Origin of the sequence: Streptomyces sp. H39-C1 (assembly GCF_027158125.1) — a bacterium.
GTDB lineage: Bacteria > Actinomycetota > Actinomycetes > Streptomycetales > Streptomycetaceae > Actinacidiphila > Actinacidiphila fildesensis.
This window is the reverse complement of record NZ_JAPVLS010000007.1, coordinates 73,249-98,749: the sequence shown is the minus strand read 5'-3', so window position 1 is coordinate 98,749 and position 25,501 is coordinate 73,249. Positions and strand designations below refer to the sequence as shown.

Annotated in this window: 23 protein-coding genes and 4 tRNA genes; 12 read left to right on the top strand and 15 right to left on the bottom strand. The window is 69.8% G+C overall.

Features of this window, described 5'->3' with window-relative positions; translation table 11 throughout:
• Positions 1–125: 125 nt before the first annotated feature.
• The 8 genes from O3W51_RS07060 to O3W51_RS07025 all read right to left on the bottom strand — a co-directional run bounded on the left by O3W51_RS07060 (position 126) and on the right by O3W51_RS07025 (position 4,715).
• Positions 126–198, bottom strand: a tRNA-Gly gene (locus O3W51_RS07060).
• 33 nt (positions 199–231) lie between these two features.
• Positions 232–876 (bottom strand): response regulator transcription factor, encoded by a 645-nt coding sequence (locus tag O3W51_RS07055; protein WP_138355833.1) that lies wholly within the window; start codon positions 874–876, stop codon positions 232–234.
• Positions 873–2,153: a sensor histidine kinase gene (locus O3W51_RS07050; RefSeq protein WP_138355832.1), complete on the bottom strand. Its 1,281-nt coding sequence runs from the start codon at positions 2,151–2,153 to the stop codon at positions 873–875. The genes O3W51_RS07055 and O3W51_RS07050 overlap by 4 nt, the downstream gene beginning before the upstream one ends.
• Positions 2,154–2,173: 20 nt before the next feature.
• Positions 2,174–2,998, bottom strand: a complete 825-nt coding sequence (locus tag O3W51_RS07045) for an ABC transporter permease (RefSeq protein WP_269284678.1) — start codon at positions 2,996–2,998, stop codon at positions 2,174–2,176.
• Positions 2,995–3,921, bottom strand: a complete 927-nt coding sequence (locus O3W51_RS07040; RefSeq protein WP_269284676.1) for an ABC transporter ATP-binding protein — start codon at positions 3,919–3,921, stop codon at positions 2,995–2,997. Before O3W51_RS07040 ends, O3W51_RS07045 begins: the two co-directional genes overlap by 4 nt.
• Positions 3,922–4,075: 154 nt before the next feature.
• A tRNA-Gly gene (locus O3W51_RS07035) sits at positions 4,076–4,148 on the bottom strand.
• 58 nt (positions 4,149–4,206) lie between these two features.
• Positions 4,207–4,278: transfer RNA gene (locus O3W51_RS07030), tRNA-Gly, on the bottom strand.
• A gap of 119 nt (positions 4,279–4,397) precedes the next feature.
• Positions 4,398–4,715, bottom strand: a complete 318-nt coding sequence (locus O3W51_RS07025; RefSeq protein WP_138355829.1) for a histone-like nucleoid-structuring protein Lsr2 — start codon at positions 4,713–4,715, stop codon at positions 4,398–4,400.
• Between the two features lie 355 nt (positions 4,716–5,070).
• Here O3W51_RS07025 and purS point away from each other — a divergent pair, with 355 nt between their 5' ends.
• The 4 genes from purS to O3W51_RS07005 all read left to right on the top strand — a co-directional run bounded on the left by purS (position 5,071) and on the right by O3W51_RS07005 (position 9,140).
• The gene (gene purS, locus O3W51_RS07020) at positions 5,071–5,316 is read left to right on the top strand and encodes a phosphoribosylformylglycinamidine synthase subunit PurS (protein ID WP_138355828.1); all 246 of its coding nucleotides are present in this window, start codon (positions 5,071–5,073) and stop codon (positions 5,314–5,316) included.
• Positions 5,313–5,993, top strand: coding sequence for a phosphoribosylformylglycinamidine synthase subunit PurQ (gene purQ, locus O3W51_RS07015; RefSeq protein ID WP_138355827.1), 681 nt, complete (start codon positions 5,313–5,315; stop codon positions 5,991–5,993). Before purS ends, purQ begins: the two co-directional genes overlap by 4 nt.
• Entirely contained in the window at positions 5,990–8,239 is a 2,250-nt protein-coding gene (purL, locus tag O3W51_RS07010; RefSeq protein WP_138355826.1) for a phosphoribosylformylglycinamidine synthase subunit PurL, read from the top strand. The genes purQ and purL overlap by 4 nt, the downstream gene beginning before the upstream one ends.
• A 100-nt stretch (positions 8,240–8,339) precedes the next feature.
• A complete protein-coding gene (locus O3W51_RS07005) occupies positions 8,340–9,140 on the top strand; it encodes a PIG-L deacetylase family protein (protein ID WP_138355825.1) in 801 nt (266 codons plus the stop codon).
• Between the two features lie 100 nt (positions 9,141–9,240).
• On the opposite strand, the gene O3W51_RS07000 is transcribed toward O3W51_RS07005, so the two are convergent.
• Together O3W51_RS07000 and O3W51_RS06995 are read right to left on the bottom strand one after the other, a co-directional pair.
• Complete coding sequence (locus O3W51_RS07000) at positions 9,241–9,597, bottom strand: hypothetical protein (protein ID WP_138355824.1); 357 nt, start codon at positions 9,595–9,597, stop codon at positions 9,241–9,243.
• Between the two features lie 1,047 nt (positions 9,598–10,644).
• Entirely contained in the window at positions 10,645–11,106 is a 462-nt protein-coding gene (locus O3W51_RS06995) for an ATP-binding protein (protein ID WP_269284668.1), read from the bottom strand.
• Positions 11,107–11,351: 245 nt separating this feature from the next.
• On the opposite strand from O3W51_RS06995, the gene O3W51_RS06990 reads away from it, so the two are divergent.
• From O3W51_RS06990 to purM, 6 genes are all read left to right on the top strand, one after another.
• The gene (locus tag O3W51_RS06990; protein WP_164607335.1) at positions 11,352–12,212 is read left to right on the top strand and encodes a helix-turn-helix domain-containing protein; all 861 of its coding nucleotides are present in this window, start codon (positions 11,352–11,354) and stop codon (positions 12,210–12,212) included.
• Positions 12,213–12,217: 5 nt separating this feature from the next.
• Positions 12,218–12,421, top strand: coding sequence for a DUF397 domain-containing protein (locus tag O3W51_RS06985; RefSeq protein ID WP_164607337.1), 204 nt, complete (start codon positions 12,218–12,220; stop codon positions 12,419–12,421).
• A gap of 64 nt (positions 12,422–12,485) precedes the next feature.
• A complete protein-coding gene (locus tag O3W51_RS06980; RefSeq protein WP_138355820.1) occupies positions 12,486–12,689 on the top strand; it encodes a DUF4177 domain-containing protein in 204 nt (67 codons plus the stop codon).
• 69 nt (positions 12,690–12,758) lie between these two features.
• Entirely contained in the window at positions 12,759–13,562 is an 804-nt protein-coding gene (locus O3W51_RS06975; RefSeq protein ID WP_269284662.1) for a maleylpyruvate isomerase family mycothiol-dependent enzyme, read from the top strand.
• A gap of 242 nt (positions 13,563–13,804) precedes the next feature.
• Positions 13,805–15,322: an amidophosphoribosyltransferase gene (gene purF, locus O3W51_RS06970; protein WP_138355818.1), complete on the top strand. Its 1,518-nt coding sequence runs from the start codon at positions 13,805–13,807 to the stop codon at positions 15,320–15,322.
• Positions 15,323–15,447: 125 nt separating this feature from the next.
• Positions 15,448–16,515 carry a phosphoribosylformylglycinamidine cyclo-ligase gene (gene purM / locus O3W51_RS06965; protein ID WP_138355817.1) on the top strand — a complete coding sequence of 356 codons (1,068 nt, stop codon included), beginning with the start codon at positions 15,448–15,450 and terminating at the stop codon, positions 16,513–16,515.
• Between the two features lie 109 nt (positions 16,516–16,624).
• Here the strand turns inward: purM and O3W51_RS06960 are convergent, their stop codons facing one another.
• Positions 16,625–16,882, bottom strand: coding sequence for a DUF3073 domain-containing protein (locus tag O3W51_RS06960; RefSeq protein ID WP_138355816.1), 258 nt, complete (start codon positions 16,880–16,882; stop codon positions 16,625–16,627).
• A gap of 386 nt (positions 16,883–17,268) precedes the next feature.
• Positions 17,269–18,381: a Leu/Phe/Val dehydrogenase gene (locus O3W51_RS06955; RefSeq protein ID WP_138355815.1), complete on the bottom strand. Its 1,113-nt coding sequence runs from the start codon at positions 18,379–18,381 to the stop codon at positions 17,269–17,271.
• 386 nt (positions 18,382–18,767) lie between these two features.
• Between O3W51_RS06955 and O3W51_RS06950 the strand changes: the two genes are divergently transcribed.
• Both O3W51_RS06950 and bldC read left to right on the top strand, forming a co-directional pair.
• Entirely contained in the window at positions 18,768–19,613 is an 846-nt protein-coding gene (locus O3W51_RS06950) for a hypothetical protein (protein ID WP_269284655.1), read from the top strand.
• 480 nt (positions 19,614–20,093) lie between these two features.
• Positions 20,094–20,300: a developmental transcriptional regulator BldC gene (gene bldC, locus O3W51_RS06945; RefSeq protein ID WP_003949541.1), complete on the top strand. Its 207-nt coding sequence runs from the start codon at positions 20,094–20,096 to the stop codon at positions 20,298–20,300.
• A 438-nt stretch (positions 20,301–20,738) separates the two neighbouring features.
• On the opposite strand, the gene O3W51_RS06940 is transcribed toward bldC, so the two are convergent.
• From O3W51_RS06940 to hrpA, 3 genes are all read right to left on the bottom strand, one after another.
• Positions 20,739–20,921 carry a DUF6274 family protein gene (locus O3W51_RS06940; protein WP_232485820.1) on the bottom strand — a complete coding sequence of 61 codons (183 nt, stop codon included), beginning with the start codon at positions 20,919–20,921 and terminating at the stop codon, positions 20,739–20,741.
• Between the two features lie 140 nt (positions 20,922–21,061).
• Positions 21,062–21,136, bottom strand: a tRNA-Asp gene (locus O3W51_RS06935).
• Positions 21,137–21,297: 161 nt separating this feature from the next.
• Positions 21,298–25,257 (bottom strand): ATP-dependent RNA helicase HrpA, encoded by a 3,960-nt coding sequence (hrpA, locus tag O3W51_RS06930; protein WP_198358594.1) that lies wholly within the window; start codon positions 25,255–25,257, stop codon positions 21,298–21,300.
• Between the last annotated feature and the right edge of the window lie 244 nt (positions 25,258–25,501).

Genomic DNA, 25,501 nt, shown 5'->3' with positions numbered 1-25,501 from the left:
CGGCCGGCTGCCCCAAGTGCCCGGCCGCGCACCCCGCGGCCGGGCACCCGGGCAGCCGCGTACGACGAAGGCCGCGTACGACGAAGGCCCCGGTGGATAAATCCACCGGGGCCTTCGTTCTGCTGAGCGGACGACCAGGTTCGAACTGGCGACCTCAACCTTGGCAAGGTTGCGCTCTACCAACTGAGCTACGTCCGCATCGCGCGTGCTGTGTGCTTTGCGCGAGAGCCACTAGACCCAACCGCGCTCCCGGGCGATGCGCGCGGCCTCATGACGGTTCTCCGCGGACAGTTTCGTGGCGGCCGAGGAGAGGTAGTTGCGCACCGTTCCCTGGGACAGCGCGGCCCGCCGGGCGATCTCCGCGATCGGCGCGCCGTCGGCCGCCAGATCGAGGACCTCGGCCTCGCGGACGGTCAGCGGGGAGTCCCCGGCGCTGATCGCGTCGGCCGCCAACTCCGGGTCCACGTAACGGCCCCCGGCGTGCACGGTGCGGATGATCTCGGCCAGCCGCTGCGCCGAGACGGTCTTGGGAACGAAGCCCCTGACGCCCGCCGTCAGGGCCCGCTTCAGGTGTCCTGGACGACCGTGACCGGTCACGATCATGGTCCGGCAGCCGGGCAGCTCGGCCCGCAGGGATGTGGCGACCGCCACACCGTCGGCGCCCGGCATCTCCAGATCCAGGACCGCGACATCCGGCCGGTGCGCCCGTGCCATCGCGAGTGCCTCGGGCCCGGAGGCGGCCTCGGCGACGACGAGGATGTCGTCCTCGTAGGACAGCAGCGCGGCGAGCGCGCCGCGGATGAGGTGCTCGTCGTCGGCGAGCAGAACGCGGACGCGCGCCTCGCCGGCCTCACCGGTCCCGATCGGATGCGTCATGCGGCTCCTTCCGTGCTCTGCGAACCTACGGAGGTGGTACCGGGGGCACTGGAAGCGGCTTCCCGGCGTTGCAGCGGCACGCACGCCGTCAGCCGGAACACCCCGCCCGTGTCCGGCTCCGCGGTCAGCGTGCCGCCCAGCGCGCCGACGCGCTCGCGCAGCCCGGTCAGCCCGGTCCCCGGCGTCGTCGGAGCGGCCACGGCGGGGACGGTCACCGCTCCGTCGTTCTCCATGGTCAGTACGGCCGAGCCGGCCGGCTCGACCAGCAGCCGGATGACGCAGCTGCGCGCGTCCCCGTGCCGCAGCACGTTGGTGGTGCCCTCTCGGACCACCCAGGCGATCACGGACTGGACGGCGGGCGACAGCGTCGCCCCGTCGTCGCCCTCGGCCCGGCAGTCGACGCCCGCGGCCCGCAGCACCGACAGCGCGCCCGCCAGCTCCACCTGAAGGTCCACCGACCGGTAGCCGCGGACGACCTCGCGCACGTCGCGCTGCGACTCCCGCGCGATGCGCTGCACCTCCACCATCTGGTCGATGGCCTCGGGCCGCCCCCGCTGGGCGAGTTGGACGGCGAGTTCGCTCTTGAGCGCGATCACCGAGAGATTGCGTCCCATCACATCGTGCAGATCCCGTCCGAACCGCAGCCGCTCCTCCGCGACCGCCAGCCGCGACTGCGCCTCCCGTGCCCGGTCCAGCTCCCACACGACGACCAGGATCCAGGCGGAGCCGCGGTAGGTGAACGCCATGGCGGCGCCCCCCGCCGCCACCGCGACGGCGTAGCCGGTGGTCTCACCCGTCGGCAGTCCCGCCGCCGCCGAGCACACCGCCACCAGTGCGGCCGTACCCATCACGAGCAGCACGATCCGGCGCGGTCGGCGGATGTTCAGCACCGCGGGGCCGATCGCGAAGGCGGTGAAGCCGGAGACGATCTGGACCGCCTCGCCCCCGGGGAGCAGGGTGCCGCGCGCCCGCAGGACCACGACGACCAGCACCGCGAGGGCCGTCGTGGCGCCGGCGGCGGCGAGCAGCCGGGTCGGCCGCTCGCGCCGGCCCAGCGCCCAGTCCAGCACCCGGGACACCAGCACCGCGCACAGCACGGCCTGCCCCAGCAGCGCCCACAGGACGACGCGCGCACCGATCGGACTGTCGGAGCGCTGGACCGCGCCGAGGACCAGGAACACCTCGATCAACGCGAAGGAGTACAGCGACCACCGCGTGTAGAGCTCGAAGCGGGCCGGATCGCTGCGCCGCTCCCACCATCCCGTCAGCTTCGGCACGGTCGTCCCCCTGGGCCTGGTCAGCGACGCGGTTCCCAGCGGAACCACCGGCGTACAGCAAACACCGCGAGCGCGGTCCAGGCCACCGCGAGCCCCAGCGTGCGCAGGATTTCGCCCGCCCCGGCGCCGCCCAGCCAGCCGAACCGTACGAGGTCGGTGACGGGCGTCACGGGCAGCAGCCGGCACAGATCGTGGGCCCAGCCGGGCAGCAGTTCCACCGGTACGAAGAGCCCGGATCCGATGAGCGACACCATGAACAGCGGCAGGGTGGTCAACTGCGCCACCTCCACACTCCGGGTGAAGACGGTCGAGACGGCCGCCAGCGCGGCCAGCAGCAGCACCCCCAGCAACACGCCCGCGACGAGTAGTTCCGGCCGCCGGGGAGCCGACAGGTCCAGCAGCAGCGCACCGGTGGCGATCAGCGCCGTGCACTGCGCGAGCGCCACGGCGGCCGCCGGGAGGGCCGTCCCGGCCAGGATCTCCAGATCCGACGGTTCCCCGGTCCGCAGCCGCTTGAGCACCAGCTCCTCGCGCCGCGCCACATAGGCGGTCACCAGGTTGTAGTAGACGACGAGGAGCAGGATGACGCCGATGCCGCCGCTCATCGTCTGGGCGTTGCGGGTCAGTCCGGCTTCCCTGAGGTCGTGGGTCGGGACCACGGAACGCGTCGCCCAGACCATGCCGACCGGTAGCAGCAGCGCGGTGTACATCGCCGTCCGGTTGCGCCACAGCAAGGTGAGCTCGGCCCGGCCGAGCGCCACCAGCCGCGTACGGCTCCGGGTCCGTGGGCCCGTCGCCGGCACCGTGCCCGTTCCCTTCAGCGTTCCCGTACGCGTCGTGCTCATCGTGCGTCCCCCTTCGCGATGTCCATGAACGCCTCTTCCAGCGACGCGTGCCGCGCGTCGAGTCCGAGGAGCTGTACGTCCCTGTCGCGCGCCCACGTCAGCAGTTCCAGCAGGTCCTCCTGCAGCCGTTCGGTCCGCACCGCGATCCGGCGCCCGTCGGCGGCCGACGGGACGGACAGCGGCAGCCGGTCCGGCGTCACGCCCTCCGGCAGAGTGAAGTGGATCCGGGCCGGCCGGGCCGCCGTCACCTCGGCGGGGGTGCCGGTCGCGACGATCTGTCCGCCGCGCATGATCGCCAGCCGGTCGGCGAGGCCCTCGGCCTCCTCCAGGTAGTGCGTGGTGAGCAGGACGGTCGTGCCCCGGTCCCGCAGCTCGCGCACCAGTTGCTGGGTCTCATGGCGGCCCTCCGCGTCGAGCCCGGTGGTCGGCTCGTCCAGGAAGAGCACTTCGGGACGGCCGAGCAGCGCCATCGACAGGTCCAGGCGCCGCCGTTCACCGCCCGACAGCTGTTTGACGCGCACCTTGTGGCGGGTGCCGAGGCCCACCATCTCCAGCGCCTCGCCGACCGGCCGGGCCCCGGTCGTGCAGCCGGCCCACATACGGGCGGTTTCGGCCACCGTCAGGTCGGAAGGAAACCCGCCCTCCTGGAGCATTACGCCCATCCGCGGCCGCACCAGCGCCCGCTCCCGGTAGGGATCGTGCCCCAGCACCCTGACCTGCCCGCCGCTCGGCCTGGCCAGCCCCTCCAGCACCTCGACGGTGGAGGTCTTGCCCGCCCCGTTGGTCCCCAGCAGCGCGAAGAGCTCGCCGCGCGCCACCGTGAACGTCACTCCGCGTACCGCCTCGAATTGACCGTCATATCGGCGGCGCAATCCGGCGACATCGATCACCTTCTCGTGCGTGTCCCCGCTGTACGTGTCCATATATCCAGCGTTCCGCCGGCCGGGACGTGCGGGCAGTGCGCGGTGTCATCGGCATTGATGACGAATGTCATGAAGCGCCCGTGTCGCCGACGCGAAGAAGGCCGAAACAATGAAGTCCCCGGTCGGAGATCCGACCGGGGACTTCATTGAACTGAGCGGACGACCAGGTTCGAACTGGCGACCTCAACCTTGGCAAGGTTGCGCTCTACCAACTGAGCTACGTCCGCACCGCGCTGTTGCGCAGGACTACTCTACCCGATCCATTGGACCGGTCAGAACAGTCAGAGCGGGTGACAGGGATCGCACACTGCGCCTCCCCCCTGGAAGGGGGGCGCTCTACTACTGAGCTACACCCGCGTGACTATCGACGACCTGGTCTTTCGACCCTGCCCTCGGCGTGCTCCAAACAGTAGCGGAACACAGGGGGTGCCTGTCCAGTCGGTAGGGCGCAAGATCACGGACGGACGCCCTCCGGCTCAACTCGCTTCGTTGAACGCCTCGTAGACCTTCTTCGGGATGCGGCCGCGCGGCGGCACGTCGAAGCCGTTGGACCGGGCCCACGCGCGCACCGCGGCCGGGTCGGGCGCGACGGCCGTGCGCTTGTAGACCTTTCCCGAGCGGGCGTGCTTCCGGCCGGCGCCGACATACGGCGACAGGGCGCTCCGCAGCTTGTCGGCATTGACCGCCGACAGGTCGATCTCGAAGGACTTTCCGTCGATCCCGAAAACGATCGTCTCCGCTGCCTCGCCGCCGTCGAGATCGTCGGAGAGGCTGACCACTACGCGCTGCGCCATGGGTGTCGGTCCTTTCGTGCGGAATCGGCTTCTGCCGGCCTCCTGGCTACCACTGATCAACGACTGATCTGCGGCTGAGCTGGGTCGATGCGATGAAGCCGACAAGTCGGGGACAATAAGTTTTCATTTGTACGATGCCATGCATTACGTCGGGAAGCCGGAGGATTATTCCTCCGCGTGTCCCGTCGCAATCGGGACCCTACGTTTCTTGAAACGCATCCCCTAGAGAATCGCACGGCCGATACTTAAACGTGATGAGCGTCAACCGGCGGAGAACAGGATATCTACCCGCGTAGATTTTTGCGACGGGTACGCTGAAGTCACTTCACGCACCACCACAACACCGGGAGTGCCAGTGGCACGCGTCGTAGTCGACGTCATGCTCAAGCCGGAGATCCTCGACCCCCAGGGCCAGGCGGTGCACCGTGCACTGCCGCGTCTCGGGTTCGAAGGGATCGCGGACGTCCGCCAGGGAAAGCGCTTTGAACTCGAGGTCGAGGGGCCGGTCGACGACGCCGCCCTCGCCCGCATCCGGGAGATGGCCGAAACCTTCCTTGCCAACACCGTCATCGAGGACTTCTCCGTGAAGGTGGAGTCGTGACCGCACGCGTCGGCGTCGTCACCTTCCCCGGAACGCTCGACGACCGCGACACCCAGCGCGCGATCCGCGTCGCCGGTGCCGAGCCGGTGCCGCTGTGGCACCGCGACAAGGACCTCCACCAGGTCGACGCGGTCGTCCTGCCCGGCGGTTTCTCCTACGGCGACTACCTGCGGGCCGGCGCGATCTCGCGCTTCTCCCCCGTCATGGAGTCGGTCATCGCGGGCGCCAGGGACGGTCTTCCGGTCCTCGGCATCTGCAACGGCTTCCAGGTGCTGACCGAATCGCACCTGCTGCCCGGCGCGATGCTCCGCAACAACCACCTGCACTTCATCTGCCGCGACCAGAAGCTGCGGGTGGAGAACGCGGACACCGCCTGGACCGCCGATTACTCGGCCGGCCAGGAGATCTCCATCCCGCTGAAGAACATCGACGGCCGCTATGTGGCCGACGAGCGGACGCTGGACGAACTGGAAGCCGAGGGCCGCGTGGTCTTCCGCTACCTCGACGTCAATCCCAACGGCTCGCTGCGCGACATCGCCGGCATCTCCAACGCCGCGGGAAACGTCGTCGGCCTCATGCCGCACCCCGAGCACGCCGTCGAGCCGCTGATCGGCACCGGTCGCACCGACGGTCTGGGATTCTTCACCTCGATCCTGAAGAAGCTGGTCACCGCATGACCCTCGATACCGTCACGAACGCCGAAAAGACCCCCGAGGCCGACCAGCCCTGGGCCGAACTCGGCCTCAAGCCCGACGAGTACGCGCGCATCCGCGAGATCCTCGGCCGCCGCCCGACCGGCGCCGAACTCGCGATGTACTCCGTCATGTGGTCCGAGCACTGCTCGTACAAGAGCAGCAAGGTCCACCTGAAGCAGTTCGGCGAGAAGGCCCCCGAGAACGACGCCATGCTCGTCGGCATCGGCGAGAACGCCGGCGTCGTCGACGTCGGCCAGGGCTACGCGGTCACCTTCAAGGTCGAGTCGCACAACCACCCCTCGTACATCGAGCCCCACCAGGGCGCGGCCACCGGCATCGGCGGCATCGTCCGCGACATCCTCGCGATGGGTGCCCGGCCGGTCGCGGTCATGGACCCGCTGCGCTTCGGTGCCGCGGACCACCCCGACACCAAGCGCGTACTGCCCGGCGTCGTGTCCGGCATCGGCAGCTACGGCAACTGTCTGGGCCTGCCGAACATCGGTGGCGAGGTCGTCTTCGACGCCTGCTACCAGGGCAACCCGCTCGTCAACGCGCTCTGCGTCGGCGTCATGAAGCACGAGGACATCCACCTCGCCAAGGCGTCCGGCGCCGGCAACAAGGTCATCCTCTACGGCGCCCGCACCGGCGGCGACGGCATCGGCGGCGTCTCGGTCCTCGCCTCGGAGACCTTCGACGACGCCAAGCCCAGCAAGCGCCCCGCCGTCCAGGTCGGCGACCCGTTCCAGGAGAAGCTCCTCATCGAGTGCACCCTGGAGATCTTCAAGGCCGACCTCGTCGACGGCATCCAGGACCTCGGCGGCGCGGGCCTGTCCTGCGCCACCTCCGAGCTGGCCTCGGCCGGCTCCGGCGGCATGCGCGTCGAACTCGACACCGTCCACCTGCGCGACTCCTCCCTCTCGCCCGAGGAAATCCTCATGAGTGAGTCCCAGGAGCGCATGTGCGCGATCGTCGAGCCCGGCAAGGTCGCGCGCTTCCTCGAGATCTGCGAGAAGTGGGACGTCATCGCCACCGTCATCGGTGAGGTCACCGACGGCGAGCGGCTGGAGATCTTCTGGCACGGCGAGCAGATCGTCGACGTCCCGCCGCGCACCGTCGCCCACGAGGGCCCGGTCTACGACCGCCCGTACGCCCGTCCGTCCTGGCAGGACGCCCTCCAGGCCGACGACGCGAACAAGCTCGCCCGCCCGGCGGGCGGTGACGAACTGCGCCGCCAGGTGCTGGCCCTCGTCTCGTCGCCGAACCAGGCGTCGAAGTCCTGGATCACGGACCAGTACGACCGGTTCGTGCAGGGCAACACGGTGCTGTCGCACCCCGAGGACTCGGGCATGGTCCGCATCGACGAGGACACCAACCTCGGCGTCGCCATCGCCACCGACGGCAACGGCCGCTTCACCAAGCTCGACCCGTACACCGGCGCGCAGCTCGCGCTGGCGGAGGCGTACCGCAACGTCGCCGCCACCGGCGCCAAGCCGCTCGCCATCTCGGACTGCCTCAACTTCGGTTCCCCCGAGGACCCGGACGTCATGTGGCAGTTCGCCGAGGCCACCCGCGGTCTGGCCGACGGCTGTCTGATCCTGGGCACCCCGGTCACCGGCGGCAACGTTTCGCTCTACAACCAGACCGGTGACGTCGCCATCCACCCGACCCCCGTGGTCGCGGTGCTCGGCGTCATCGACGACGTCAACCGCCGTACGCCGATGGCGTTCGCGGAAGAGGGCCAGCTCCTCTACCTCCTCGGTGACACCAAGGAAGAACTGGGCGGTTCCGCCTGGTCCGAGGTCGTCCACAGCCACCTCGGCGGCCTGCCGCCCGCGGTGGACCTGGAGCGCGAGCGGCTGCTCGGCGAGATCCTCATCGCCGGCTCCCGCGACGGCATGATCGACGCAGCGCACGACCTCTCGGACGGTGGCCTCATCCAGGCCGTCACCGAGTCGTGCCTGCGCGGCGGCAAGGGCGCCCGGATCGTCGTCCCGGACGACCTCGACCCGTTCGTCTTCCTCTTCAGCGAGTCGGCCGGCCGCGCGGTCGTCGCCGTCCCGCGCAGCGAGGAGCTCCGCTTCAACGACATGTGCGGCGCGCGAGGCCTCCCGGCCGCGCGCATCGGTGTCGTGGACGGCGAGACGATCGAGATCCAGGACCAGTTCACGATCCCGCTGAGTGAGCTGAAGCAGGCGCACGAGGCGACGATCCCGGCTCTGCTGGCCTGAGACCGCCTCTCGGCTCGGCCCCGGCTCCTCTTCCGAGGAGCCGGGGCCGAGCCGTTCGCATGCCTGCCGGCGCCTGCCAGGGCCTGTCAGGATGGCCGGGATGACGACGATTCTCGCGTTCCATGCCCATCCGGACGACGAGGTGCTGCTCACCGGCGGCACGCTGGCGCGGCTGGCCGCGGAGGGTCACCGGGTGGTCGTGGCCGTCGCCTGCGACGGGATCATGGGCGAGGCGACCCGCCCGGACGGCACCCTGCGCCTGGACGAACTGCGGGCGAGCGCCGCGCTGCTGGGCGTCGCCCGCGTGGTGCACCTCGGATACGCCGACAGCGGCCACGGCCCCCTGCTGTTCCCGGACCCACCGGACCGCGTGCGCTTCGCCCGCGCGGACGTGGACGAGGCCGCGTCGAAGCTCGCGGAGCTGTTGAGTGAGGAGCGGGCCGACGTCCTGCTCAGCTACGACGCCCAGGGCGGCTACGGCCACCGCGACCACGTCCGGGTCCACGAAGTGGGCGCGCGGGCGGCCCGGTTGACGGGCACCCGCGTCCTGGAGGCGACGCTGCCGCGCGAGCCCATCGACCGGGTGTTCCGTGCGCTGCGCCTCCTCCGGGTGCCGGTCCGCTACGACCCGGAGGTGATGCGCACGTCCTTCACCCCGCGAGCGGCGATCACCCACAGCATCAACGTCCGCCCCTACGCCCAGCAAAAGCGCGCCGCCCTCGCCGCCCACCGATCCCAAGCGGGAGAGGGCAAAGGCCGCTCGTCGGCACTGTTCCGCCTACTGATCCGCCTCCCGGCACCGATCTTCGGACTGGTGTTGGGGAGAGAGTGGTTCGTCGAGGCGGGGGCGCCGCCGGGGCCGGGGAGGAGCGGGGACCTGTTGGGGGCCGGTAGGGGCTGAGGTCAGAGCGATACCGAGTGCTTTTCCACGGCGGCAACCAGGGCGGGCGGTGCCCCACCGATGACGTGTTCTTCGTTCGGGTCGTACTCCCAGCACCAATTCATCCGGCCACTGCCGCGCGTGCCTCTTCGGTCAAGGCGACGATTTCGTCCATGGCCGCACGCCAGGCTGGATCTTCTCTGGGGAGAGTCTGAGCCGCTCGCTCCGCCTTGCGCCGCCGCTCGGAGAGGTCCGGGCGACGCTCGATTTCGACTTCGCCTGACCAGATCAGCAGCCACATCCGAATAGGGCCGAGCGCGTCGTGCTGGGCAGCCATGGAGAACGCTTCGTTCTTCTGGCGCTCCATCTCCTCCAGCCGGTGCGGTGCGATCCGGGCGAGGGCGACCCGTAGAGCGTCAGGGGTTCGCTCGGGCCTGGGGATCAGCTCTCCGCCAGGGTGCTCGGGCTGCGTACTCATGGTCGTCTCCTCGGGTCGCACGAGCCACGGTACGCCAGCCAGAATCGTCGGAGCGGGAGGAACCGTCGCCTCCGTGAGGAGCCTCGGACTCCAAGGTTGTACCGGTCACGCTCAGCTCGCCGCACGATTTTCGGCGACGTTACCCCGAAGGAAAAGCACTCCAGAGCCTGAACCCGGGCCACGAACGACTGGTTGAGACCCGGACGGCGCGGCTCGGTCTGTGCGTGGGGAGAGAACGAAGGGGTGGGGAAGGGCGTGCCTGCTGGCGACGGCAGTGCGTATTGCTCCGGCGGTTCTTCGTGGCACGGCGGGTGGGTGGCTGAGGTCAGATACGGAGTGCTCCTCTGCGGCGCTGCGCACCTTGACCGGGCGGAGGGGGAAGCCCGGCGCTGCGCGCCTGCCAGCGAGGCGGTCCGCTGCGCTCCCCTTGGCGGGTGGTGGGCCGGTCGCGGCCGGAGGTGCCCTGGGGGTGGGGCGTTTGAGGGGCCTTCGCAGGGGGCCGGGTTCGCTTCGCGCCCCGGGCATGGCGCATGGGGGCGTGGTGGATTCAGGCGCGCCGCAGTTGGCGGGCTCTCGGACGGTGCCGGGCTCGCTTCGCGCCCCGGGCGGGGTGGTGGGCCGTGCGGTGCGCCTCCGGTTGACGTTCTGATCCGCTCTTCTCCCGGCGAAGTGGGGTGGCTGTGACACATGGTGTTCCGTGGGACCTGTGAGGTGGTTTTTGAGTTGATGTGGATCACTAAGGGCGGTCAAAACTCAACATGCCGGGGCTGCGGCCACACAGTTCGTTCCCTTTGAGAGCGGCCGGAGTTCGAGAGGCGGGGTGCGCCCCAACCCGCCGGGCCGTGCTGCCTCGTCGGCCGCAGCTCCCCTCCACCCCGCCCGGAGCGCAGCGGACCGGAATCCCTCCGCCTCGCCGGGCCGCGCAACGGACCGCTTCCCTGGCAGGCGCGCAGCGCCGGGGCCTCCCCTCCGCCCGGTCAAGGTGCGCAGCGCCGCAGAAGAGCACTTCGCACTGCTCTGACCTCAGCCACCGCCCGCCCGTTCCGGTTACGCGGCAGCGGACCCCGCCGCGATGTCCGCCCACACGAGCTTCCCCGCGAGCCCGAAGGGCTCCTCCCCGAGCAGGTGGCACCCCCACGCCGCCGCGAGCCCGGTGACCAGCCACATGCCGCGCCCGTGTTCGGCCTCGTCCGTGACGGACAGGAACTCCGGCTTCGCGGGACTGGTGTCCCACACCCCGAGCCGCAGGTTTCTCTCCCGCCAGTGCAGTCGCAGACTGACCGGCCCGCTGGAGTGCTCCAGCGCGTTCGCGACGAGTTCGGCCGCGACGAGCTGCGCCACTTCGATCATCGGCGCCAGCCCGTACGCGTTGAGCACCGCTCTGAGCGTGCAGCGCGCGATGCCGGCGCCGCGCAGGTCGTGCGGGATCTGGAGCGAGTAGTCCCACTCGTCGTCGGCGCCCGCGCCCTCACCGGGCGGGGTTCGAGGGGGTTCGTCCTTCGCGTTCATGCGGCTCTCCGAACGGTTCTGGGAAACGCCCCCATGCGGTGGCCTGTCGCCCTTCCCGTGCCGGAGGCATGGGTGTAGCGATGCGCTGCCGTCTGATTGCGAGCGTGCGCCGTGTGATGGACGCATCACCGAAGGTAGGGGGCATGTATGCTCCGTGGCAAGTTTGCGGACGGGGGATCAAGTGTTCTGGTGGCAGGCCGACTTGGGCGCACGGGACACTTGGACGAGCAGGAGAGGAAGGTGCCATGCCCGCAAGGGACGTCCCCACCGCACGTCAGGTACGGCTCGGAACCGAGCTCCGAAAGATGCGCGACAGGGCAGGCAAGACCGCCCGGGAGGCCGCCGGGCTGCTCGGCAACGACCAGGCGAAGATCTCGCACATGGAATCCGGCCGGATCGGCATCAGCGAGGAGCGGATCCGCCGCTTGGCGGCGTTCTATTCGTGCGACGACGAGACGCTGATCGACGCGCTCTGTGCCATCGCCAAGGAGCAGCGCGGCCAGGGCTGGTGGGACGAGTACCGGGGCGTCCTGCCGCCCGGTTTCGTCGACATAGCGGAACTGGAACATCACGCCACGTACCTGAGGTCGCTCCAGGCGCTCACTCTGCCGGGGCTCTTCCAGACCGAGGACTACGCCCGCACGATTTTCGCCGGTGGCATTCCGCGCATGCCCGAATCAGAGGTCGCTGTCCGGGTGGAGCACCGTTTGCGACGGAGAGCGATCTTCCAGCGTGCTTCGCCGCCCTCGTACGAAGCGATCATCCACGAGGCCGCGCTGCGCATGAGGTTCGGTGGCGCGCAGATCACATCCGCGCAGCTCGAACACCTTCTGGAGGTCGCCCACTGGCCCACGGTGACGGTGCGAGTCATTCCGTTCACCAACGAGACGTTCATCGAGGCGACGCAGACCGTGCTCTATGCGGGCGGGATCGCCGCCGAGCTCGACACTGTTCAGATCGACAGTCCCTTCGGCGGGTACTTCCTGGACTCGGAGGCCCAACTCGACAAATATCGGGCCTTCTTCAACGCTGGCGAGAAGGCGTCGCTCGACCCGAAGAAGTCGATCTCGTTCATCCGACAGATTGCACGGGAACTGCGAGACTGACCGGCATGACCTCATCGTTGCAGTGGCAGAAGTCCTCCTTCTCGGGAGCCGGCGGCGAGAACTGCGTAGAGCTGGCGGCCGCCGTCAACGGAACCGTCCTCCTCCGGGAAAGCGAAGCGCCCGGCGTTGTCCTCTCCACCACCCCCGCCCGCTTCGCGGCCTTCCTCGACGTCCTCAAGGCCGGCGGATCCGCCCCCGCCGCCCCGTAATCCCGCGGGAGCGTGGTTGGGTGGCGGCGGACGGATTCCGTACGTACGCACGAGGGGCTGGGCCATGTTCGAGTACAAGGTTGTTTCGTTCCGCGAATCGCTGATCGGTGACGCGCTGGACGGCGACAAGTTGGAGAAGACGCTCAACAAGCACGCCGGTGACGGCTGGGCGCTGAAGTCGATCACCGCAGCCGACGTCAAGGGCCGCATCGGCCCCGGCGCCGTCGAGGGTCTGCTGCTGACCTTCGAGCGCCCCCGCCAGGGCTGAGTCCGGGGCCGGGCCCCGGGCGGTGAAAGCCCGGGGACAACCCGGGGGGAGCCCCATAGGCTCGGAGGCATGACGTCAGCCGGTCGCCGTGCCCGTAGTTATGACCCTGCCAGGACGCGGGCCGCGCTCGTCGCACAGGTGGGGGCGGTGCGGGCGGCGGTGCGATCGCTCACGGACGAGCAGCTGACCAGGCCCTCCGGGCTGCCCGGGTGGGATGTGCGGCTGCTGGTGGCGCACATCGTGCGGCAGATCGACGCCGTCGGGTCGCTGCTCGGTGAGCCCGTGCCGGATCCGGTGCCTCCGGTCACCGGGTTGTCGGTGTGGGCGGTGTCCACCGCCGCCATCGCGGACCGGCTGGACGCGTCGACGCGGGAGACCGCCGCCGGCATCACCGACGTCAAGGACGCGCTCGACGCGGCCGCCGAGCGGATCGAGCCCTTCCTGGACGAGGCGGTCCGGGCGGACCGGATCGTTCCGCATGTGTTCGGGGCGATGCGGGCGCTGGACATGACCGTCACCCGGCTCGTGGAGCTGGTGGTGCACGGCGACGATCTGGCGCGCGCCACCGGTGTGGAGGTGGTGCACGACCGGCAGGCCGTCGCGGCCGTCACCCGGCTGCTGGCCGACGCGCTGGCGGTCAAGGCGCCCGGGAACTCCGTCGAGGTCCGCATTCCACCGTATGCGGCCGTTCAGTGCGTGGAGGGGCCCCGGCACACCCGGGGCACGCCGCCGAACGTCGTCGAGACCGATCCCCTGACGTGGATCCGGCTCGCCACCGGCCGGACCGACTGGAAGACCGCGCTCCACGCCGCCGCCGTCTCGGCGAGCGGGGAGCGGGCCGATCTCGGTCCCTATCTCCCGGTCCTCGGCTGAGCCACCCCACCGGTCTCCCGGTCCTCGGCTGAGCCGCCATCGGCGCTCGGCTGAGCGGGTCCGCAGGACCCCCGTCCCCACCACCCCGTAGTGGGGTGCTCACACGGTGTCCGCTCAGGGCCCGTAAAGCACGTGATCCTCGCCTCACCTGCGGTGAGACACCCGTGGTCACACCCGTGATCGCGGGGTTCGCGGTCCGTCGCCCGTTCGGACGCGGGTCGAATCTGCCTTAGACTCGCTGTGTGCCTCGTGGTGATGGACGACTCAACCACGACCTGCTCCCCGGCGAGAAGGGCCCCCAGGACGCTTGCGGCGTCTTTGGTGTCTGGGCCCCCGGCGAAGAGGTCTCCAAGCTCACCTATTTCGGTCTGTACGCCCTGCAGCACCGCGGACAGGAGTCCGCGGGCATCGCTGTGAGCAATGGCTCCCAGATCCTGGTCTTCAAGGACATGGGGCTTGTTTCCCAGGTCTTCGACGAGACCTCCCTCGGCTCTCTGACCGGCCATATCGCCGTCGGTCACGCCCGCTACTCGACCACCGGTGCCTCGGTGTGGGAGAACGCCCAGCCCACCTTCCGTGCCACCGCCAACGGGTCGATCGCGCTCGGTCACAACGGCAACCTGGTCAACACGGCGGAGCTCGCCGAGATGGTCGCCGACCTGCCCCAGGGCAATGGCCGGGCCACGCGGGTGGCCGCCACCAACGACACCGACCTGGTGACAGCGCTGCTGGCCGGACAGGTCGACGAGGACGGCAAGCCGCTCTCCGTCGAACTCGCCGCCGGCAAGGTGCTGCCTCTGGTCAAAGGTGCTTTCAGCCTTGTCTTCATGGACGAGCACACGCTGTACGCGGCGCGTGACCCGCAGGGCATCCGCCCGCTGGTGCTCGGCCGGCTGGAGCGCGGCTGGGTCGTCGCCTCGGAGTCCGCCGCCCTCGACATCTGCGGTGCCAGCTTCGTCCGGGAGATCGAGCCCGGCGAACTGATCGCGATCGACGAGAACGGTCTGCGGACCACCCGGTTCGCGGAGGCCAAGCCCAAGGGCTGCATCTTCGAGTACGTGTACCTGGCGCGCCCTGACACCGACATCGCGGGCCGGAACGTCTATCTGTCCCGGGTGGAGATGGGCCGCAAGCTCGCCGCCGAGGCCCCCGTCGAAGCCGATCTGGTGATACCGACTCCGGAGTCCGGCACGCCGGCCGCCGTCGGCTACGCCGAGGCGAGCGGGATCCCGTACGGCACCGGCCTGGTCAAGAACTCGTACGTCGGCCGGACCTTCATCCAGCCGTCGCAGACCATCCGGCAGCTGGGTATCCGGCTCAAGCTGAACCCGCTCAAGGACGTCATCCGCGGCAAGCGCCTGATCGTCGTGGACGACTCGATCGTCCGCGGCAACACCCAGCGCGCGCTGGTGCGGATGCTCCGTGAGGCGGGGGCCGCCGAGGTCCACATCCGGATCTCGTCGCCGCCGGTCAAGTGGCCGTGCTTCTTCGGCATCGACTTCGCGACCCGCGCCGAACTGATCGCCAACGGCATGTCCGTCGAGGAGATCGGCAAGTCGCTGGGCGCGGACTCGCTCGCGTACATCTCGCTGGACGCGATGGTCGAGGCGACGACGATCGCCAAGCCGAACCTGTGCCGCGCCTGCTTCGACGGTGTCTACCCGATGGATCTGCCCGACCCGGAGCTGCTCGGCAAGCAGCTCCTGGAGAGCGAGCTGGCCGGTGGCACCGACGCCGCCGACGCGCTGCGCCGTCCGTAGTCGGGCAAACTCGGACTACTGCCGTGACGCTCCACCCCGGGAGCCGGCGCCCGTGAAACCGGCTCCCCTGATCGCCGCCCCGGCGATCGCACCGCATCTACTCGACGACGTGAAAGTTCCCAGCCATGCCTGAGAATACCGGCGCCAGCTACGCCTCCGCCGGCGTGGACATCGAAGCGGGCGACCGCGCTGTGGGCCTGATGAAGCAGTGGGTCAAGAAGGCCACCCGGCCCGAGGTCGTGGGCGGCCTCGGCGGGTTCGCCGGACTCTTCGACGCCTCCGCGCTCAAGCGCTACGAGCGGCCGCTGCTCGCCTCCGCCACGGACGGCGTCGGCACGAAGGTCGACATCGCCCGCCGGATGGGCGTCTACGACACGATCGGCCACGACCTGGTCGGCATGGTCGTGGACGACCTGGTCGTGTGCGGCGCCGAGCCGCTCTTCATGACCGACTACATCTGTGTCGGCAAGGTCTACCCGGAGCGGGTCGCGGCGATCGTCAAGGGCATCGCCGAGGGCTGTGTCCTGGCCGGCTGCGCGCTGGTCGGCGGCGAGACCGCCGAGCACCCGGGCCTGCTGGGCCCGGACGACTTCGACGTCGCGGGCGCCGGTACCGGTGTGGTCGAGGCCGACGAGGTGCTGGGCGCGGATCGTATCCGTTCGGGTGACGCGGTGATCGCGATCGAGTCGTCGGGACTTCACTCCAACGGGTACTCGCTGGTGCGCCACGTCTTCTTCGACCGGGCCGGCTGGGAGCTGGACCGGGACGTTCCGGAGTTCGGCCGGACCCTCGGCGAGGAGCTGCTGGAGCCGACCAAGATCTACTCGCTGGACTGCCTGGCGCTCACCCGGCTCGCCCCGGTGCACGCGTTCTCGCACATCACCGGCGGCGGTCTGGCCAACAACCTGGGCCGCGTGATCCCGGACCACCTGCACGCCACCGTCGACCGTTCGACCTGGCGGCCGGACCCGGTCTTCACCACCGTCGGTGAGCTGGGCGGGGTGGAGCGGCTGGAGCTGGAGAAGACGCTGAACATGGGCGTCGGCATGATCGCCGTCGTGCCGCAGGACTCGGTGGATGTGGCGCTCGCCACTCTCGCCGACCGCGGTGTGGAGGCATGGGTGAGTGGCGAGGTCGTCGAACGCGGTGACCACGCCGAGGCCGTGACCCTGACCGGCGACTACGCGAAGTAGCCAGGTCCGGGCGCCTGGGGTCTGTCCAGCGGACAGGCCCTAGGCACCATGGGCCATGACGAAACCCGGTCCGGGGCGGGCCCCGGACCGGGTCTGTAGAAGTGCAGCGTCAAGAGTGACGACGTTGCGGCGAGGGCTCGGAGTCCTCGTCGTCGTCATCATCGTTGTAACGACTCGCGTACTGTGCGTACGGATCGTCGTCGTCGTTCTCGTCGTCATCGTCCACAACAGGCTCCGGCGGAAGTACCGGAAGTGGTGACGATGCGCCCAGCTCGTCGGCCAGACGTGTCAGATCTGTACCGCCGCTGTTGTACTTCAGCTGGCGGGCGACCTTCGTCTGCTTGGCCTTGGCCCGGCCGCGCCCCATGGCTCGACCCCCTCAACGGCGGGGCTCGATGGCCCCGAGTCTTGACACGCGTTCATGAATCGGAGCGGTCTCTCCGGGGAGGGACCGGTCCGTAGGCCCTCAACGGTACCTGCTTCCGGAGCCGCACGGTACGTCGCCCGCACGACGCGCGTCGGAGCGGGAGCCGAAGTGGGCCCTGTACTGGCTGGTCAGCCGTGATTTTACCCGGTTCTAGCGCGAACTTGCTATCGCGTCGTGCGTTCGGTCACCCACCGCGTCAGCGGGTGGACCACCGGGCCGTTCCGGGGGAGATCACCGGGCGGGCGCCTGCCCCCCGCCCCGCGCCCCGGCGCCCCCCCGCCGCACACCAGGTGAGCGGCGGGTGACCGGCGGGTAAGTGGCTGAAATCAGCCTGCCTCGGGACGCAGCCAGTCGGCGGCCGGGGTCCGGTCCGCGATGCGCTGCTCGGCGAGCCGGTCCGCGGCGGCGGCCGGCGGAATGCCGTCGGTCCGCGCGCGGTCGAAAATGGCGGCGGTGGTGTCGAAAATCTTCGTCGCCTTGGCCTTGGCCCGGTCGAAGTCGAAGCCGTGCAGCTCATCCGCGACCTGGATCACGCCACCGGCGTTCACCACGTAGTCGGGCGCGTAGAGGATCCCGCGGTCGGCGAGGTCCTTCTCGACGCCCGGGTGGGCGAGCTGGTTGTTGGCCGCGCCGCACACGATGGTGGCGGTGAGGGCCGGCACGGTCTCGTCGTTCAGCGCGCCGCCGAGCGCGCAGGGCGCGTAGACGTCGAGCGGGGTCCGGATCAGGACATCGGCGTCGGAGACGGCGCTGATCTGCGGGTGGCGGGCGCGGATCCGGTCGACGGCGTCGGCGCGGACGTCGGTGATCACGACCTCGGCACCGTCCTCGATCAGGTGCTCCACCAGGTGGTGGCCGACCTTGCCGACGCCGGCGATGCCGACCCGGCGGCCGCGCAGCGTGGGCTCGCCCCACTGGCTGCGGGCGGCGGCCCGCATGCCCTGGAAGACACCGAAGGCGGTCAGCACGGAGGAGTCGCCGGCGCCGCCGTTCTCGGGGGAGCGGCCGGTCGTCCAGCGGTTCTCGCGGGCGACGACGTCCATGTCGGCCACGTAGGTGCCGACATCGCAGGCGGTGACGTAACGGCCGCCGAGCGAGGCCACGAAACGGCCGTAGGCGAGCAGGAGTTCTTCGCTCTTGATCGCTTCCGGATCACCGATGATCACGGCCTTGCCGCCACCGTGGTCGAGGCCGGCCAGAGCGTTCTTGTACGACATGCCGCGGGAGAGGTTGAGGGCGTCGAGCGCGGCCTCTTCGTCGGTCGCGTAGTCGTAGAAGCGGGTACCGCCGAGGGCCGGGCCCAGAGCGGTGGAGTGGAGCGCGATGACGGCCTTGAGGCCGCTGGCACGGTCCTGGCAGAAGACGACTTGCTCGTGTCCGCCCTGTTCCGACCGGAACAGTTTGGAGACGACGCTGGAAGTCTGAAGAACGTCGGTCACGGTGGTGACTCCTGCAGTCCAGAGGTTGCCCTCCGTGCGGGTGGGGAGGGCCGGTTGGCGCAAGCGTATTGCCCGCAGGCGGCCCGTACGGCCGTAGGGCCCGGCCGGGTGATCGCCAACGGCCTCCGCTGCGCACGGTACGTCCTCCCGAGCACCGCTCCGGGCCGCGCCGTAGCGGGCCGCGGCCGCCGGAAGGCACTCTGAGGGAACGCGGAAAGAGCGCGGAAAAAAGTGGACGAGGGTGTTCCGGAGCTGTGCGGAACGACACTCCGGAGGACCCCTCGGCCGGCGCCGGCCCCCCGGACGGGCACAGTGCTGTGGATCACCCCCACCGCGGGCCGGAGCGTGGGACGATTCGGGTGAGAGCCGGTCACGAGGGAGCGGGTGTGGGCTTGTCGTCGGTGCTGGTCCCGTACGCGGCGTATCTGCGGGTCTACGAGCCGCTGGCGGCGTTCCCCGAGCCCGAACGCACCCACTGGTACCGGTATGCGGCCGCGGGCGACGTGCGGACCGCACAGGACGAGCTGCGGCAGTCGCTGGCCGACCTGCTGCCGGTCCCGCCGGTGGCCGTCCCGGTGCACGAGAGCCGCGACGCCTTCGTGGCCGTCGTCAACGGCGTGACGCACATCTGCCCCTGGCGTACCCGGCTGCGCGGCTGGCTGGCGCTGGACGCCCTCTCCGAGCAGCTTCCGGAGATCGTGCTGGACGCCGTGCTGCCCGCCGTGGTGCGCGCGCAGGCCGAGGCGGACCACGAGGCATGGCGGGAGCGCAACCCGGACGCCCGGCCGTGGATCCGCTCAGCGACCTGGCACGTACCGGTCCGCTGGTTCGCCCTGTTCGGCGATGACGAGCGGGAGTACGAGCCGGCCGGGCTCGGCGAGTCCAAGGAGCCGCTGATGCGGTACCGGACGCCGATGGTGCAGGCCCGCCGCCGGGTGGCGCGCGGGCTGCGGGTGCTCAAGGACGCGCTGGAGGAAGGCCCGCTGATCGACGGCCTGATCGACGTGGGCCGCTGGCTCGAGGAGTTCCACCCGCGTTCCATGGTCGAGCTGGACTACGGCGGCCTGGTGCACGCGATCCCCGAGGCGGATCTCGCGGAGGACCGGTCGGCCGCCGATGTGGCCGAGGGTCTGGCCGCGCTCAAGGACGGGTCGGGAGCGGCCGCCTCCGAGGCGTACGAGCGGCTCACCGAGCGCTGGCGGACCATCCGCGAACTGCAGTTCGCGAGCTGACGCCGGCGGCTGCCGACGCGCCGCCGGAGGGCCGGGGACGTTGGTCCCGATCCGGGCCATTGGCTCAAGCGTGACGGAGAGCACGTAACTGGACTCTTGCGGACATCCCTACCGGTCGTGCCAATATGGGACAACGAGTCCTGGAAGAGCTTATTCCGTCCAGCAATGGGCGGGTTGTCCGGTATTGCATATCTTGAGGGTGGGGATGGGGCTGGTGATCCAGCTGTGACTGATCGTCACTCTGGAGTGACTGTCCGTTATGGCATGGTCCATCGGCTTCCGTAGAGCTTGAACCCCTGAGAGGGCAATTCCATCGGTTTGGCCGACGAGGCTGGACGGATGGTGTAGTTGTAGTGCCGAGGACAAGCCGTTCGTCCTATTACCGACTCGGCCCGCGTCCGCCATTTCGGGCAACACGGGTCAAGGTGCAGAATTTAGAGGAAGAACCGCGCTGGTTCGGTTCTCTCGAGGAGGCCGCTCATGACCGCTCGCACCCCTGATGCCGAGCCGCTGCTGACCCCCGCTGAGGTCGCCACGATGTTCCGCGTGGACCCGAAGACGGTCACACGGTGGGCCAAGGCTGGGAAGCTCACGTCCATCCGCACGCTCGGCGGGCACCGCCGCTACCGCGAGGCGGAGGTCCGCGCACTTCTGGCGGGCATTCCGCAGCAGCGCAGCGAGGCCTGACTAGCCCTTACATGCCCTTTAGGGCCGTCTTATGGGGCCCCCACCCCATAAGTCACCTGCTCCACCAGCTCCACGGGCTCCCTGCCCCCATCGGGGACGCCACAAGGACACAGAAGGTCGCATCGGACTCCGCCGGGTCCGATGCGATCTTTTTTGTGCTCCCAGGGGCCCTTGGGGGGCGCCACGAGGCCACTGAGGGGGCGTTGCGGGACGTTGCGGGGCTTTCGCGGGCAGTTGCGCCGGGCGGCGCGGCCGGCCGTACGCGCGCCTCTGTGGGGTCTGCTGTGGAGTCTTGTGGGCATCTTGCGCGGACCTGTCGGTGCCGACCGATGCGCATCGCGGGCAGATCGGGCACAGGTGCAATTGCACATATTAAATTGACACCCCCCAGAAGGGGGTCGAGTTCCCCACGTCTTGGAAATCTTTGGGTGACGCCCGTCACATGCACGGGTCTTGTGGCTGCTCAGATCCTTGCGGTAATGGGGAATCGGGCTTCAGAAGCGCAAGCCGCAGCAGGCGGTGGCAGGTGACGCAGTGTCGGGTGAGGTGCCTGGTCCCTGAAGCGGCCGCCAGGTGGGCGCGCAGGAGCGCCCTCGTCTCGTGCCTGGGAGTCGGCGTCATACCGAAGGCGTACCGGCGGCCGCCAGGACCCGTCAAGACGGCGCACAGCCCCGGCCGCCGGGCGGGGCACGGGGAGCGGCACGGGCCGCCGGCAACGCGAAAGGCCCGGATCCACAAGGGATCCGGGCCTTTCGATGATGCGGTCCTGACGGGATTTGAACCCGCGGCCTCCACCTTGACAGGGTGGCGAGCACTCCAAACTGCTCCACAGGACCAGGCTTTGCCGCGCTGAACCTTCCTGCGCTGCGAGAGAGACTGTACAGCAGGTCAGGGGGTGGGGTCGAACCCGTTCGGCGGCACGGCCGCGGACCGGCCAACGGCCCCTCGCGGACCGTCCCCCGGGACCGGCCCGCGCCGGCCCCCGCACCCGGAGCCGTCAGCCCCAGGCCTCGTCCAGCACCTTGAAGATCCGCTTGTCGGAGACCGGCTGCGAGGTGCCCAGCGCGTGCGCGAAGTAGCTCACCCGTAGCTCCTCGATCAGCCAGCGAATGTCCCGAACCTTGTCCGGAACCGGGCGCCCGGCCGGCCGGGACGCCAGCAGCTCCGCGTACTCGCGCTGGATCTCCAGCACCTTCTCCATGCGCATGGTGTCCCGCTGGACGTTCGTGGGCATCTGCTGGAGCCGGCGGTCGACCGCCACCAGGTACCGCATGAGGTCCGGGAGCCGCCGCAGCCCGGTGGCCGTGACGAAGCCGGCCGGCACGAGGGCCGCCAGCTGCTCCCTGACGTCCGTGAGGTTGGCGACCAGTACCAGGCTCGTGGTGCCCTTCAGACGGCGCTCACAGGCCTGCCAGGCGGCCAGCACCTGCTGGACCCGGGCCACCGTCTTCACGGTCACGTCGACCAGGTCGGTGCGCACCTTGTCGAAGAGCTTGCGGAACGATTCCTCGTCCCAGGCCGGCCCGCCGTGGTCGGCGATCAGCTTGTCGGCGGCGGCGGTCACACAGTCGTCGAAGAGCGCCTGGATGCTGCCGTGCGGATTGCGCGAGAGCGCCAGCTTGGCCTCGTTGTTCAGCTGGCCCTGCGCGAACTTCGACGGGTTCGAGGGGATGTTGAGCAGGATCAGCCGGCGGGTGCCGCGCCACATCGCCGCGCTCTGCTCGGCCTCGGTGTCGAAGAGCCGCACGGCGACGCTCGCGCCCTCGTCGACCAGCGCGGGGAACGCCTTCACGGGCTGACCGCCGCGCCGGGTCTCGAAGGTGCGCGGCAGGCTCCCGATGGTCCACTGCGTCAGGCCGGTGCGCTGCTCGATGCCGATGGCGTCGGCGGCCTTGGAGATCACCTCACGCGTCTTCGGCTTCAGCCGCAGCGTGAGCGCCTCCAGGTCCTTGTCCTCGGCGAGCTTGCGGCCGCGCTCGTCGGTCACCCGGAAGGTGATCTTGAGGTGGTCGGGGACCTTGCCGAGGTCGAAGTCCTCGACGTCCATCCGGACGCCGACCATCCGCTGCAGCTCGCGGGCGAGGGTGTCGGGCAGCGGCTCCTGGACGGGCACCACCCGGTCCAGGAACGCCTTCGCGTAGTTCGGCGCGGGGACGTAGTGCCGGCGGATCGGCTTGGGGAGCGACCGGATCAGTTCGGTGACGACCTCTTCGCGCAGGCCCGGGATCTGCCAGTCGAAGCCGTCGGGGACGACCTGGTTGAGCACCTGGAGCGGGATGTGGACGGTCACGCCGTCCGCGTCCGCGCCCGGCTCGAACTGGTACGTCACCTTGAACTTGAGCCGGCCCTGGCGCCAGGAGTCCGGGTAGTCGTCCTTGGTGACGGTCTGGGCCGCCTCGTTGATCAGCATCGACTGCTCGAAGTTGAGCAGTTCGGGTTCGTCCCGGCGCTTCTGCTTCCACCAGGAGTCGAAGTGGGCGCCGGATACGACGTCTTGTGGCAGCTTCTGATCGTAGAAGTCGAAGAGCGTCTCGTCGTCGACCATGATGTCCCGGCGGCGGGCCCGGTGTTCGAGCTCCTCGACCTCACCGAGCAGCTTGCGGTTGTCGTGGAAGAACTGGTGATGGGTGCGCCAGTCGCCCTCGACCAGCGCGTTACGGATGAACAGATCCCGCGAGACCTCTGCGTCGATCCGTCCGTAATTCACCTTGCGCTGCGCGACGATCGGCACGCCGTACAGCGTCACCCGCTCGAACGCCATCACCGCGGCTTGATCTTTTTCCCAGTGGGGCTCGCTGTAGGTGCGCTTCACCAGGTGCTGCGCGAGCGGCTCGACCCACTCCGGCTCGATCTTCGCGTTGACCCGCGCCCACAGCCGCGAGGTCTCCACCAGCTCGGCCGACATGATCCAGCGCGGCGGCTTCTTGAACAGCGCCGAACCGGGGAAGATCGCGAACTTGGCGCTGCGGGCGCCCAGATACTCGTTCTTGTCGGTGTCCTTCAGCCCGAGGTGCGACAGCAGCCCGGCGAGGAGCGAGGTGTGCAGCCGCTGCGAGTCGGGAGCGGCGTCGCTCTCCTTCTCCTCCAGATGGATGCCCATGGTCTTGGCGACCGAGCGCAGCTGGCTGTAGATGTCCTGCCACTCGCGGATCCGCAGATAGTTCAGGAACTCCGACCGGCACATCCGGCGGAAGGCCGAGGACGACAGCTCCTTCTGCTGCTCGCGCACATAGCGCCACAGGTTCAGATACGCCAGGAAGTCGCTGGTCTCGTCGGCGAACCGGCGGTGCTTCTCGTCCGACTGCTGCTTCTTCTCCGCGGGCCGCTCACGCGGGTCCTGGATCGACAGCGCTGCCGCGATCACCATGACCTCACGGACACAGCCGTTGCGGTCGGCCTCCAGCACCATCCTGGCGAGCCGCGGGTCGACCGGCAGCTGGGCCAGCTTGCGGCCCAGCGGCGTCAGCCGCTTCTGGTGGTCCTTCTCCTTCGGGTCGAGCGCGCCGAGCTCCTCCAGGAGCTGGACGCCGTCCTTGATGTGACGGCTGTCCGGCGGGTCGATGAAGGGGAACTTGGCGATGTCGCCCAGCCCGGCCGCCGTCATCTGGAGGATGACGGACGCAAGGTTGGTGCGCAGGATCTCCGCGTCGGTGAACTCCGGGCGGGACTCGAAGTCCTCCTCGGAGTACAGCCGTACGCAGATGCCGTCCGAGGTACGCCCGCAACGGCCCTTGCGCTGGTTGGCGCTGGCCTGCGAGATCGCCTCGATCGGCAGCCGCTGGACCTTGGTGCGGTGGCTGTAGCGGGAGATACGGGCATTGCCCGGGTCGATCACGTACCGGATGCCGGGCACGGTCAGGGACGTCTCGGCGACGTTCGTGGCCAGCACGATGCGGCGGCCGGCGTGCTTCTGGAACACCCGGTGCTGCTCGGCCGAGGAGAGCCGCGCGTACAGCGGCAGCACCTCGGTGGAGCGCAGGTTCAGCTTGTTGAGGGCGTCCGCGGTGTCGCGGATCTCCCGTTCGCCGGAGAGGAAGACCAGGATGTCGCCCGGGCCCTCGCGCTGGAGCTCCTCCGCCGCGTCGCAGATCGCGGTGACCTGGTCGCGGTCGTCGTCATCGCCCTCTTCGGCGAGCAGCGGCCGGTAGCGGACCTCCACCGGGAACGTCCGCCCGCTCACCTCGACGACCGGGGCGTCCCCGAAGTGCCGGGAGAAGCGCGCCGGGTCGATGGTGGCCGAGGTGATGATCACCTTGAGGTCGGGGCGGCGGGGGAGCAGTTGGGCGAGGTAGCCCAGGATGAAGTCGATGTTGAGGCTGCGCTCGTGCGCCTCGTCGATGATGATCGTGTCGTACTGCAGCAGCTCGCGGTCGGTCTGGATCTCCGCGAGCATGATGCCGTCGGTCATCAGCTTGACCAGGGTGCGGTCGCCGACCTGGTCGGTGAAGCGGACCTTCCAGCCGACGGCCTCGCCGAGCGGGGTGTCCAGCTCCTCCGCGATCCGGTCCGCGACGGTACGGGCGGCGATCCGGCGGGGCTGCGTATGGCCGATCAGGCCCCGCACCCCGCGCCCCAGTTCCAGACAGATCTTGGGGATCTGGGTGGTCTTGCCCGAGCCGGTCTCACCCGCGACGATCACGACCTGGTGATCGCGGACGGCCGCCAGGATCTCGTCCTTCTTCTGGCTGACCGGCAGCTGCTCGGGGTAGCTGATCTTCGGCACGGCGGCGCGCCGGCGTTCCACACGCGCCTCGCCCTGCTCGATCTGGCCGGCGATCTCCGCCAGCACCGCCGCGCGGGCTTCGGTCTTGCGGATCCGGCGGGCGCCTTCAAGACGGCGGCCGAGCCGCACTTCGTCGCGGAGCGACAGTGCGGAGAGACGGGATCCCAGGTCGGCGAGGGTGGCGGGGCCGGGCTGGCCGGCGGCACTGGAGGCGGAAGCAGGCTGCGTAGACATACGGCCCCCAGGATCTCACCCGGCCGGAAGAGTCCGCGAATCATTTCGCCGCGGTGCCAGCGGGGCTCGACCCGTACCGGACCGGGAGCGGCGCGCGGCCGGGGCGGGAGATCCGCCAAAAGTCGTTGAATCCGGGCCTGAATGGCGGGGGATCGACGGGGGTGCGGGGCGGGGCTCCGGTGCGGGGGAGTGTGACGCATCGGACACCGGCGAAGAGCTGGGCGGGGGAGTTCCGAGCGGAGGA